This is a genomic window from Planctomycetaceae bacterium, from assembly GCA_021371795.1.
Classification (GTDB): Bacteria; Planctomycetota; Phycisphaerae; order Sedimentisphaerales; family UBA12454; genus UBA12454.
Map to the genome: position 1 here is coordinate 26,788 of JAJFVK010000014.1, position 12,612 is coordinate 39,399.

The window sequence follows — 12,612 nt, forward strand, 5'->3', positions numbered from 1 at the left end:
TAATAAAATGAAGAAACAGAATATTATTCTCGTCGCTTTATTGGCAGTTTTACTGGTCGCAATTTTGTGCATTGAAAATTCATGCGCAGCCAAAGATAAAATGCTGCCGTCGCCGCGAATCGCTGTTGTCAGTGTTCGTGAATTATTCGATAACAGCACGTATAAAACACAGACTGAAAAAGAACTTTCAGACGAAGGCGAAAAAAGATTCGCTGATATCAAAAAAATGGAGCAGGACATAGAGGCTGACAAAAATGCCATCAGCAAATTAAAGGACGACAGCCCGGAATATATGGCTACTCTCAAGGCACTGATGATCAAACAGTCACAGTACGAAGCAGAGAAGGAATTTTATCAGCAGGATTTGACTCTTAAGGAAATGCACAGCAAAGAAAATATCTATCGCAAAATTCTTGAAGCCATCGCGGAAGTCGCCAAAGACAAGGGCTTCAATATGATTCTCAACAGGGATGATAACTATCTCAATCAGCCTGAAAGCTCTCCGCCGGCTCAAAATCCGACAGATATGATTCTGACTACCAAGACGCACAAACTTCTTTATTATGATAAATCTTATGACATTACACAGGATGTTTTGATTACTCTTAATAACAAAGCTCCCAAGACAAAATAACTATGAAAATGACAATAAATGAAATAGCTCAAATTTTAAAAGCGCAGCTTGTCGGCAGCGGTTCTGCCGAAGTTACAGGCGTTTGTACTTTTGAAACCGCTGTGCCGGATAAAATAACTTTTGCCTCCGATGCCAAACTGCTTGAGCAAATCGCGACTTGCAAAGCGGCCGCGGTGATTGTGAAAGACAAAGTCGAATCGCCAATACCGCTGCTTGTTGTCGGTAATGTCGAAAAGGCGCTCATCGAAACGATGAAATTATTTATGCCGAAACTTGAAAAACCGGCCGCGGGAATACATAAAACCGCCGTTGTAGAAGATGGAGCCGATATTGCCCCGACAGCATCGATTGGGGCTATGGCATTAATAAGGAAAGACGCTAAAATCGGTGCCGGGACGGTAATTGGCGCCGGCTGTAAGATTGGACAAAACGTTACAATCGGCAAAGACTGCAAACTTGACGATAATGTGGTTGTTTATCACAACTGCACGATTGGTAATTATTGTTTTATTAGCGCAAACGCGACAATAGGAGCTACCGGCTTTGGTTATTATTTTATCGACGGCCGACATCAGTTGATTCCGCACACCGGTGGTGTTATTATAGAAGACTGCGTGGAAATTGGCGCAAACACCTGTGTTGACAGGGCGAAATTTGGCAATACAATTATTGGTGCCGGTACGAAGATAGACAACCTTGTCCAGGTGGCGCATAATGTTGTTATCGGCAAGTGCTGTCTTATAGTTTCGCAGGTTGGTATTGCCGGCAGTTGTAAAATTGGCAACGGTGTCGTTCTTGCCGGTCAGGTTGGTATGAAAGACCATATAACCATCGGCGATATGACACGAGTCGGCGCGCAAGCCGGTGTTATAAATGATATTGGTCCGAATTTAACAGTCGTTGGTTCGCCGGCGATTGATGCTAAGGAAAAATTTCGGCAAGTGCTTTCGACCCAGAAACTGCCGGAAATGAATAAGCAATTAAAACAGTTGTTGAAGAAAGTTGAGCAGCTTGAAGCCGCAAAAGACAATAGCAAGTGAATTTAGACTTTCCGGCAAAGGAATGTTCGGCGGTCAGGACGCGAAAGTCCTTTTCCGACCCGCGGATGTTGACACGGGTATTGTGTTTGTACGTCTCGATATGCCCGAACCGGTGCGCATCGAAGCAAATGTCAAAAACATTGGCCAGCGGAGCAGAAGAACTGCGCTGATAAAGGGCGATGCGAGCATCGAAACGGTCGAGCATTGTCTGTCGGCTGTAAGCGGGCTGGAAATAGATAATATCATTATCGAAGTTGATGGTCCGGAACTTCCGTGTATGGACGGCGGGCCGCTTGAGTTTTTCAAGGCGCTGAAAAAGGCAGGCTGTGTCGAACAGTCCAAACCTCAAAAAGAATTTACGATTACCGAGCCTGTTACGATTGTGGAAGGCGATGCGTCGATATATGCTCTTCCATGTGCTTCTGATGAATTGCAGATTACGTATGATATGGATTACACCAAGCATACCGGCATCGGCAGGCAGATGTTGAGTTGTACGCTGACACCTGAATATTATGAGCAGAATCTTGCACCGGCAAGAACGTTTCTGCTTGAAGCCGAGGCAATGCAGTTTCAATCACACGGAATTGGTACGCATTTAACCCCGAAAGATATTCTTGTTATCAATTCTGACGGGCCGATTAAAAACAGTTTCAGATTTCCAGACGAATGTGTCCGTCATAAAATTGTCGATTTAATCGGCGACATCGCGCTTGTCGGCAGAAGAATCAAAGGCCGAATCGTCGCGTACAAGAGCGGTCATAATCTAAATCAGTCGCTGGCCAAAAAACTTGTTCAGCAGGCCGAGCAGCAGGACAGAGTTACAAAAGCCGGTACGGACGCGCTGCTCGATATTCGCAGGATTCAAAAAATATTGCCGCATCGCTATCCGTTTTTGCTGGTTGATAAAATCATCGAAATTGACGGCGATAGGTTAATCAAAGGCGTTAAGAACGTAACTTTTAATGAAATGTTTTTTCAGGGGCATTTTCCCGGAACGCCGATAATGCCGGGCGTTTTAATTCTTGAAGCGCTCGCACAGGTATCCGGTTTGCTTTTTGCGCAGAAGCTGGAGCATACCGGTAAACTGGCACTTTTGCTTGGGATGGATGCGGTGAGGTTACGAAAAACCGTTGTGCCAGGCGACCAGTTGATTCTGATTTCTGAAACGACAAGAATCAGAAGCAGAACGGCTGTATGTAAATGTCAGGCTTTGGTCGGAGACGCCAAGGCCGCTGAAGCGGAAATAATGTTTATGCTCGTCGATGACGAGACTGTATAATGTTTTTTTTCAGGAAGATATAGAATGACTAAAATTCATCCAACTGCAGTTATTGAACCAAGTGCGCAAATTGGAAATGATGTCGTAATTGGCCCTAACTGCTACATCGATTCAGGGGCAAAATTAGGCAATGGCTGTATTCTCGACGCTAATGTCGTAATCGGCAGGAACGTAATTATTGGGGAAAAAAATGTTTTTTATCCCAGTACGGTAATTGGCAGAAATCCTCAAATGCTTGGCGCTACGCCGGACTCTCCCTGCGGCACGCTCGAAATCGGCAATAATAATATGATTCGTGAATTTGTTACAATTCATCCGAGCATTTATACCGACAGTAAAACAAGCGTAGGCAGCGATAATTTGATTATGGTTGGGGCGCATATCGGTCACGACTGCATTGTCGAAGACAAAATAGTCTTAAGCAATATGACACAAATAAGCGGTCACTGCAAGGTTGAAACTGGCGCCTGGCTTAGCGGCTCTGTATTGATTCATCAGTTTACGACAGTCGGCAAATGGAGTTATGCTACCGCATTGGCAGGCCTCAATCACGATGTTCCTCCCTTTGTTACTGTAAGCGGCCATTATCCGCCTGAAGTAAGATTAATTAACGAAAGAGGAATGATAAGAGCAGGTCTCAATGATAATCAGCAGCGAGCGGTTTTAGATGCTTTTAAATTTTTATTCAAGAATGATAAACCGCTTCTTGAAAACGCCAAAACCCTGGTGGCACAGGGCGGCCTCGATGAAAACGTTCAGTATCTCGTGGATTTTATTTTAAGAAGCAGCCAGCATCGTTTCGGCAGGTATCTCGAATCATTGAGAAGAAAACATTAGTAAATCTCTGTGGCCTCTGCTGGAGCGAAGCGAAAGTCCTCGAATCTTTGGGATTTTTGCACCTCGAAAGCAAAAATCAGAGAGGATGTTCTCTGTGGCTAAAAAAGAAAAATATCTCTGTGGCAAATAATATGGAAAAAATAAGAACAGCAGTCGTTGGTGCCGGCAAAATGGGGCACATTCATTCAAAGGTTTTAAGCAAACTTCCGCAGAGTAACCTTGTCGCGATAGTCGATGTTCAGGAAGAAAAAGCAAAAAAACTGGCGAAAGAATTTAAGTGTGAATATTTCACAGACCCCAAAGAACTTATCGGCAAAGTTGACGCTGTTACAATTTCCGCTCCGACAAAAAGCCATCTTGCGATTGCGGAGGTTTTGATAAAAAATAAAATCGCGGTGCTTATTGAAAAGCCGCTTGCCGCAAGTTCAGAAGAAGGCGAAAAAATCGTCGCACTGGCAAAGCAGTACGATGTTGTCGTCGGCGTGGGGCATTCAGAAAGATGCAATCCTGTTGTGCAGGCGATGAAGCGTTTGAAAATCGAACCCAAGTACATCCAGGCCGAGCGAATCAGTCCGTATTCTTTCCGTTCGACTGATATCGGCGTTGTGCTGGATGTTATGATTCACGATATCGATATTATTCTTGCTCTTGCGCAGAGTCCTGTGAAAAAAGTTGATGGTTTTGGCGTAAATGTCATTGCCGATACCGAGGATGTTTGCAACGCGAGAATATTTTTTGAAAACGGCTGTGTTGCCAACGTTACCGCCTCAAGACTTGCGTTGAAAACGCTTAGAAAAATCCGTGTATTCAGCAGGCAGGCATATTTGAGTCTGGACTTTTTCAAAAAAGAAGGAATTGTAATAAAGACCGATGGCAATGTTGACGTTGTCAAATGGGTCAAGGAAAAACAGGCTCTCGGCAATTTCGATTTTACTGGAATCAACTGGCCGGAGTTACTTCATATCGAGCAGTTGAGTATTGACGACAGAGAGCCGCTGCGTGTCGAGCAGGAATCTTTTCTTGCCGCCGTTGCCGACAGAACAAAGCGTCCTGAAGTTACAGCCGAGGAAGGTTTGGCCGCGCTCAAGTGCGCTGAAGAAATTCTCAAGTCCGTCAAAGAACACAAGTGGGAATAGACGAATTTAAGATTTGATTTAAAATTTAAGGCTGTCTCTATTGAATTTAATTAGGGACAGCCACCTATTAAATTTCGGCCGTAGGCGGCTTCATAATTTTGATTTTTGCTATTTGATTTTTTACCTATTTTATGGTATAATACCCGTGTAAAATTGATGGATGGGGTTTTTACTATACCCTGTCCCCTATACCCTAAACCCTTTACTCTAAAACTTGCACATATTTTCTGGCTATCAGACATCTTTAATTTTTTAGACGATTTCACTTCATTTTACTACGTTTCCAAATGATTTTACTTCAATTTACTTTGATTTAGTTACGTTTTAGTGTCAAAAAATGTTGATTTTGGTCAAAACTGACTAAAAAAATGAGCAGTTAGCGGTGTTTTTGACGGTTTTTGGGGTGTTTTGATATGCTTTTTGAGGCTTTTTTAACGTTTTTGAACGTTTTTTTTATAAATTTCGCGCACGTTTTGATGTAAATTCTTGCACACTTTTGGTACAATAGCCAAATTGGTTTATTCTCTGATTTCTATAGTCAGATATATAGAGTATGTAGGGGCTGACCTGTGTGTCTGCCCTGTAAAAAATAACGGAAATTAAATGCAGAAATCCATAAAAATAATTGGCGCTAATCAGCACAACCTTAAAAATATAAGTGTCGAGATACCGCGCGATAAATTTGTTGTGATAACCGGTATCAGCGGTTCGGGCAAAAGTTCGCTTGCGTTCGATACGATTTACGCCGAAGGGCAGCGGAAATATGTCGAGTCGCTAAGCGCGTACGCACGTCAGTTTCTCGAACAAATGCAAAAGCCGGACGTTGAACATATTGAAGGTCTGCCGCCGACGATTGCCATAGAGCAGCGAAGCGCATCGAGCAATCCGCGTTCGACCGTCGCGACAACGACAGAGATTTACGATTACTGCCGAGTACTTTACGCAAGAGCGGGCACTCCGCACTGCTGGGTCTGCGGCAAGGAAATTTCCAGTCAGCACGCATCGCAGATTGTCGAAAATATTATGTTGCTGCCGCAGGATACGAAGGTGCAGATTTGCTCTCCGCTGATTCGCGGACAAAAAGGCGAACATCGTGAAATCTTTCAAAAGATTCAAAATGAAGGTTTCGTTCGTGTTCGTCTTGACGGTACAATTTACGACATCAAAAATGTTCCCAAGCTCGACAAAAATAAAAAACACGATATCGCGGCGGTTGTCGATAGATTAATAATAAAGGATACCATTCGTGTTCGTCTTGCTGATTCGATTGAAACCGCATTAAAACTTGGCGAAGGTCTTGTTGTTGTGATGGTTCAGGAGCCGGGCGGCGATAAGCAAAATGGCGGCAACGGCGGCTGGAAAGATTTGCTCTTCAGCGAAAAATTTGCCTGCGATGCGCATCCGCAATCGTCGCTTGAAGAGCTTTCGCCTCGCTTGTTCAGTTTCAACAGTCCTTATGGTGCGTGCCCCGGCTGCGACGGCCTGGGTCAGATTCTCGAATTTGACGAAGACCTGATTGTGTCGGATAAAAATCTTACGCTCGAAAACGGTGCCATTGAAGCCTGGCGAAAGGGCGGCAAGAGGATGAACATTTATTACAGTGTGATGATACAGAAATTCTGCGAAGATTTTGAAATCAGCCGGCAGATACCGTTTGCGAAAATTCAGCAGGAAGTAAGAAAAATCCTTATGTACGGCACCACGGAGCAGGATGAGAAAAAATATCGAACATCTTTCGAAGGTGTAATTCCAAACCTTAATCGTCGCTGGCAAAACACAAGCAGCGAATACGTAAAAGCACGCCTGCACAGTTATTTATCCGAACAGCCCTGCAGAACGTGCGGCGGAACAAGGCTGCGAAAAGAAGCGATTGCTGTTACAGTCGGCGGTAAAAACATAAGCGAAGTTTCTGGTATGAGTGTTGAGGATGCGCAGAAATTTTTCACAGGGTTGAATTTACATGGCGAAAAGGAGATTATCGCGGCCGGCCCGTTGAAAGAAATCAAAGCGAGATTGAAATTTCTCGTCGATGTCGGTTTAGGTTATATCACATTAAACCGCACAAGCGCAACATTAAGCGGCGGCGAAGCGCAGCGAATCCGTCTTGCAACGCAGGTCGGCAGTGGACTTGTTGGCTGCTGTTATGTGCTCGATGAGCCTACAATCGGTCTGCATTGCCGTGATAACGACAGACTGCTTGGCATTTTGAAAAGCCTTGTCGAAATTGGAAATACCGTTATTGTCGTCGAGCACGATGAGGATATTATTAAGGCTGCCGATTATGTTATCGATATCGGCCCCGGCGCAGGCGACCATGGCGGCGAGGTTATAGCGGCCGGTTCTTTGCAGGAAGCGTTAAATGCTCCGCGTTCGCTGACAGGCGATTATCTTTCCGGCCGAAAGAAAATTGAAGTGCCGACACGAAGACGTACAGTTCGAATGACGCACTGCATCGAAGTCAAAGGCGCAGCGGAGAATAATTTGAAAAGTATCGACGTCAAATTCCCGCTTGGTGTTTTCACATGTGTAACAGGCGTTTCAGGCTCCGGCAAAAGCACGCTCGTTACGGATATTCTGCTAAAAGGGCTTTGGCGCAAGCTGTATTATGCCGGCGCAAAACCCGGCAAACATAAAAATATCCTCGGCACAAGTCAGGTCGATAAAGTGATTGAAATCGACCAGTCGCCAATCGGTAAAACGCCGCGAAGCAATCCGGTTACATATACAGGCGTATTCGATTTGATTCGCCAGTTGTTCGCCAAAACACGTGAAGCGAGAATCCGCGGCTACAACTCCGGCAGATTCAGTTTCAACATCAAAGGCGGCCGATGCGAACACTGTCAGGGGCAGGGCACGAAAAAAATAGAAATGCACTTTTTGCCGGATGTTTACGTCATCTGTCAGGAATGTAAGGGCAAAAAATACAATCCGCAGACCCTTGAAATTACGTACAAAGGCAAGAATATCGCCGATGTTCTCGATATGCGGATTGAAGAATCGTTGAAATTTTTCACAAATTTTCCGCACATCGTTCGTCTGTTGAAGACTCTCAATGATGTCGGACTTGGATATATGCAGCTCGGCCAATCTTCTACAACGTTGTCCGGCGGTGAAGCGCAGCGTGTCAAACTTGCAGCAGAATTGGGCAAAACATCCACAGGGCATACGCTTTATATTCTTGACGAGCCGACAACTGGTCTGCATTTTGCCGATATTCATAATTTGCTGAATGTACTGCAAAGATTGTGTGATTTGGGAAATACGGTGATAGTTATCGAGCATAATCTTGATGTTATAAAACTGGCCGATTATATTATAGACTTGGGTCCGGAAGGCGGACAGGCCGGCGGTCAGGTTATTGCCACTGGTTCGCCGGAGGAAATTTTAAACGTGAAAGCAAGTTATACCGCGAAATATCTTAAACAGCATTTGAACGGCGGCGCGAAAAACCAATGAAAAATTTTAAAACTCTACAATGGGTTGGCGATATAAACGGCAGTCTGGAATTGACAGACCAGCGGAGACTGCCTGTCGAATTTGTTACCATTCGGTGCAGAACTGTCGAGCAGTTATACAATTTAATAAAGACTCTCGCCGTAAGAGGTGCACCGGCAATCGGCGTTGCCGCTGCGTTTGGCGTTTGTCTTGCCGCGCAGGAAACAGAAAATTTAAAACTTCCAGAAGCCGTAAAACACATCGAAGAGAAAATTAATTATTTGGCTTCATCAAGACCGACTGCCGTCAATTTGTTTTGGGCATTGGAGAGGATGAAGAAAAAGTTAAACGAAATTACTGAAGTTGATAATCTGCAAAAATGTTTATTAGACGAAGCGCAGAAAATTTTCGATGAAGACGTTGAAATGTGCCTTAAAATCGGAATCAACGGGGAAAGATTTATTGCAGACGGCAGTTCGATTCTGACGCACTGCAACGCCGGTGCTCTTGCGACAGCCGGCACAGGTACTGCGCTTGCCCCGATGTTCGAGGCGCAGAAAAATGGCAAAAAATTTAAAATTTATGTCGACGAAACCCGCCCGCTTTTGCAGGGTGCGCGTCTTACCGCGTGGGAGCTTACGCAGGCAGGCATTGATGTTACGCTGATTTGCGATAATATGGCCGGGACGCTTATGAAGGATGGAAAAATAACTGCTGTAATAGTCGGTGCAGACAGAATCGCCGCTAATGGCGATACCGCGAATAAAATCGGAACTTATTCGGTGAGCGTTCTGGCGAAAGCGCACAATATTCCATTTTATATCGCTGCGCCGTCGAGCACTTTTGATTTTAAGATTCAAACCGGCGATGAAATTCCAATTGAACAGCGAAACGCTGATGAAGTTTCTAATTTTATGAATTTAAGGACTGCACCGAATGGAATTAAGGTGTATAATCCCGCTTTCGACGTTACGCCGGCGGAAAACATAACAGCAATAATAACTGAAAAAGGTGTTATCGAATGTCCGACAAGAGAAAAAGTCAAAAATCTGATGAACTCGTAACGCTTCCTGATTCGGCGAAAGAAAAAAGAGCAGACATTTTTGTTTTGTTTCTGCTTTTGGCTTTCGGGCTTTATCATTCGATTAATTATTGGGGGCATCAGCCTGTTCCGCATTTTGATTTTCACTGTTTTCATACCTCGAGTCGTCCGCTTTTATCATTTCAACCGCCGACAGATTATAAACGCACTCCGCTTGTCGGACTTTTGCACATCTGGCTTGGCAAAATCACCGGCGGAGCGTATCCGGAGTTGCAGGGCGGCTGGCTTTTAAATTCGATTTCACACACGCTGACGGTTGTTTTTCTGTGGCTGGCTGGTCGGCATATCATCGGCAAACACGCGATATGGTTTGCAATCATTGCCATCATTAATCCTTTTGGACTGCAACTGCTGACGGAAGCTATTGCCGAAACACCGATGCTGTTTTTTATCTGGCTAACGTTTTATTTGATTTTCATTCGTTCCAGATGGGCGTATCTTGCCGCCTCGCTGGCGACGATGGTGCGTTACGAATGTGCCGCGCTGATTTTCGGTATGTTCGTAATGGATATGATAGAAGGCAATAAAAAGCAGCGCATTATGGCTTTTGTGTATTCTGCGGCTGCGTCAATTCCGCTGGGACTATGGCTGCTGGGCACATTTCTCGAAGGCAACACCGGCGGCACTCACTATTTGAATATTTTCTCAAAAGATTACATCACGCAATTCACCGGCGGCGCAGACAAAAGCACCGGCTTTTTAAAAAATGCAAAAGTTTTGTGGGAGGCCGGTTTTCTTTCGCTGATTCAGCCGGTTCCTTCTATGTCAGAATCATTTTCCAAAACAATAATGATTTTCAGCCAGGTATTTGTCGCGGTCGCGTTTTTCTTCGGCTCAATTTACGGCCTGATTAAAAAGCAATGGAAGATTTTGATTATGCTGATTTTCTTTGTGCCGTATTTTGTAGTGCACGCCAAATATCCTTATCCGATTCAGAGATATTACGCGACGGTATTTGGAATTGTGATGCTGATAGGCATTTACGGCGTTGTTGGTTTCTGGTCTCTTGTAAAAAGATTTTTACCCAGGCCGGCAATTATTTGCGCACAGACTCTTTTTCTGATAACCTGTCTTATATGGACGCTGACACTTTGGGGCTATTTGCCGCGTATTGCGACTATGAGCATGGCGAGTGTCCGGCTTCCGTATGTCAGTATATTAGTTATGGCGATTGCGTTTGCTGCCGGATTATATATCTGCCGTAAAAATATTTTCACTCGCATTGTCGTTCTTTTATTAATGTTGCTGATGATTGTTTCAAATCAGTTTAGCGTGGCTGCTGTTGTCGGCAACGGCGATCGTGATATAGAGTTTAAATATTTGACAGACTGGTATTGCCAGAACGCAAAGCCGAACGAAAAACTTGTTACTACTGTGCCGATTATACTCACGATTATGGCTCCACAGTATAAGGACAATTTCATTCACACGAATACGTTTGATGCGAACTCTCCGGAGGAGTTTGTCCGCCAGTGTTACGAAAGGGGTATCACCTATGTTGCGTGGGATTCGCGAATGGGTATGACGCCGGGCAATGTATATTATAAATCGTGGAAGATGGAGAACATAGCGCCTTTAGCCGTTGGCAGAGATATTGGCCCGTATCAGTTTATCACGCAGATTAGAGTCAATCAGCGGAGATATATAAACCTGTACCGTTTGCGTCCTGTCTCGCAGTTGCTGCAAAAATAAATTTTTGGCAGTGGAATGTGCCTTTTGACTTCCTGTGGAGGCGCAAGCGTTGCAATGGTATTTTTCAAGATTGTCATAATACAAAACTGCCGATTTGCATAACAATCCTGTTATTTGGGGGTGTTTGTTATTCTGTCTATTGACCTGCTATAAGTAAATTTAGTATTCTTGCATAGTATATGGCAAACTATGTGAAGAATAGATGGCTGATTGCTTTAAGCGCGGTTGGTATTCATATTTCCATCGGCTCGGTTTACGCGTGGAGCGTAGCGGCTAAGCCGATTATGAATCTCTTCGGCTGTTCACTTTCTAAAATTACATTTACATTTTCAATCGCAATTTTTTTTCTCGGATTGAGCGCAGCATTTCTGGGGCAGTTCGTCGAAAACAAAGGGCCTCGAAAAGCTGGAATGCTCGCTGCATGTTTTTTCGGTGTCGGCGTTGCCGCGTCAGGACTGGCAATCAGACTGCAATCGATTTGGCTTTTATACTTATGTTATGGAATGCTCGGCGGAATCGGTATCGGCATCGGATACATCACACCTGTCTCAACTTTGATAAAATGGTTTCCAGACAGAAGGGGACTTGCGACGGGCATCGCGATTATGGGATTTGGTTTTGCGGCTTTTGTCAGCAGTTTTGTAATGAAAAAATTAATGTCCATTCCTTCGGTAGGTCTTGAAGGAATGTTTTATATTCTTGGCTCCGCATATTTTATTTTAATATTTACCGCATCGCAATATATTGCGCCGCCTCCGAAAGGGTGGATGCCTGCGGGCACGAAATTAAGTAACGGGGCGATGAAAATCAAAACCGACCTTGCACAATTGACCGCAGGCCAGGCGGTTAAGACGGTTCGGTTTTATTTTCTCTGGCTGATGTTCTTTATCAATATCTGCTGTGGTATATCGGTGATTTCGGTTGCTTCGCCGATGGGGCAGGAACTGGCCGGGTTATCAGTTGCTGCGGCGACAGGAATGGTCGCGATACTCGGCATATTCAATGGTCTGGGCAGAATCGGCTGGTCGAGTGTTTCAGACCATATCGGCAGACCCGTAACATGGACGTCTTTTTTTGTAATTCAGATTGTTTTATTTTTACTGCTGCCGAAAGTTTCACAGCCGATGGTTTTTCAGATTTTTATATTTTTGATAATCACCTGCTACGGCGGAGGATTCGCCTCGATGCCGGCGTATATCAGCGACTTGTTCGGCACAAAACAGGTTTCGGCGATTCTCGGCTATATTTTGACGGCGTGGTCGGCGGCGGGCATCGTCGGGCCAATGCTGCTTGCATACGTGAGAGATAAAACACAAAGTTATTCATCGACGTTGTACATTTTCAGCGGTTTATTTATAGCGGCATTGCTCATCTCAATTCTATTAACTATCAATATCTGCGAGATACGAGCTAAAAATCTTGAACCGGCGGTTTCTTTAGCGTAAACTGTTTAC

The 12,612-nt window shown here is 44.5% G+C and carries 9 protein-coding genes; all 9 read left to right on the top strand.

What is annotated here, in order from left to right; genetic code table 11:
• Positions 1-7 precede the first annotated feature (7 nt).
• The 9 genes from LLF92_07395 to LLF92_07435 all read left to right on the top strand — a co-directional run bounded on the left by LLF92_07395 (position 8) and on the right by LLF92_07435 (position 12,603).
• Entirely contained in the window at positions 8-634 is a 627-nt protein-coding gene (locus LLF92_07395; GenBank protein ID MCE5340937.1) for an OmpH family outer membrane protein, read from the top strand.
• A gap of 2 nt (positions 635-636) precedes the next feature.
• Positions 637-1,674 (top strand): UDP-3-O-(3-hydroxymyristoyl)glucosamine N-acyltransferase, encoded by a 1,038-nt coding sequence (lpxD, locus tag LLF92_07400; GenBank protein MCE5340938.1) that lies wholly within the window; start codon positions 637-639, stop codon positions 1,672-1,674.
• The gene (gene lpxC / locus LLF92_07405) at positions 1,637-2,956 is read left to right on the top strand and encodes a UDP-3-O-acyl-N-acetylglucosamine deacetylase (GenBank protein MCE5340939.1); all 1,320 of its coding nucleotides are present in this window, start codon (positions 1,637-1,639) and stop codon (positions 2,954-2,956) included. The genes lpxD and lpxC overlap by 38 nt, the downstream gene beginning before the upstream one ends.
• Positions 2,957-2,980: 24 nt before the next feature.
• Complete coding sequence (gene lpxA / locus LLF92_07410; GenBank protein ID MCE5340940.1) at positions 2,981-3,793, top strand: acyl-ACP--UDP-N-acetylglucosamine O-acyltransferase; 813 nt, start codon at positions 2,981-2,983, stop codon at positions 3,791-3,793.
• A 131-nt stretch (positions 3,794-3,924) separates the two neighbouring features.
• Positions 3,925-4,929 (top strand): Gfo/Idh/MocA family oxidoreductase, encoded by a 1,005-nt coding sequence (locus LLF92_07415; protein ID MCE5340941.1) that lies wholly within the window; start codon positions 3,925-3,927, stop codon positions 4,927-4,929.
• Between the two features lie 603 nt (positions 4,930-5,532).
• Complete coding sequence (uvrA, locus tag LLF92_07420) at positions 5,533-8,385, top strand: excinuclease ABC subunit UvrA (protein MCE5340942.1); 2,853 nt, start codon at positions 5,533-5,535, stop codon at positions 8,383-8,385.
• Positions 8,382-9,428 (top strand): S-methyl-5-thioribose-1-phosphate isomerase, encoded by a 1,047-nt coding sequence (gene mtnA / locus LLF92_07425; protein MCE5340943.1) that lies wholly within the window; start codon positions 8,382-8,384, stop codon positions 9,426-9,428. Before uvrA ends, mtnA begins: the two co-directional genes overlap by 4 nt.
• On the top strand, positions 9,386-11,158 hold the full coding sequence (locus LLF92_07430) for a hypothetical protein (GenBank protein MCE5340944.1): 1,773 nt from the start codon (positions 9,386-9,388) through the stop codon (positions 11,156-11,158). The genes mtnA and LLF92_07430 overlap by 43 nt, the downstream gene beginning before the upstream one ends.
• 191 nt (positions 11,159-11,349) lie before the next feature.
• Complete coding sequence (locus LLF92_07435; protein MCE5340945.1) at positions 11,350-12,603, top strand: OFA family MFS transporter; 1,254 nt, start codon at positions 11,350-11,352, stop codon at positions 12,601-12,603.
• Positions 12,604-12,612 lie beyond the last annotated feature (9 nt).

Coding starts and splice junctions, on each gene's coding strand:
- LLF92_07395 (MCE5340937.1), top strand. CDS start 8: ATGAAGAAACAGAATATTATTCTCGTCGCTTTATTGGCAGTTTTACTG.
- lpxD (MCE5340938.1), top strand. CDS start 637: ATGAAAATGACAATAAATGAAATAGCTCAAATTTTAAAAGCGCAGCTT.
- lpxA (MCE5340940.1), top strand. CDS start 2,981: ATGACTAAAATTCATCCAACTGCAGTTATTGAACCAAGTGCGCAAATT.
- LLF92_07415 (MCE5340941.1), top strand. CDS start 3,925: ATGGAAAAAATAAGAACAGCAGTCGTTGGTGCCGGCAAAATGGGGCAC.
- uvrA (MCE5340942.1), top strand. CDS start 5,533: ATGCAGAAATCCATAAAAATAATTGGCGCTAATCAGCACAACCTTAAA.
- mtnA (MCE5340943.1), top strand. CDS start 8,382: ATGAAAAATTTTAAAACTCTACAATGGGTTGGCGATATAAACGGCAGT.
- LLF92_07430 (MCE5340944.1), top strand. CDS start 9,386: ATGTCCGACAAGAGAAAAAGTCAAAAATCTGATGAACTCGTAACGCTT.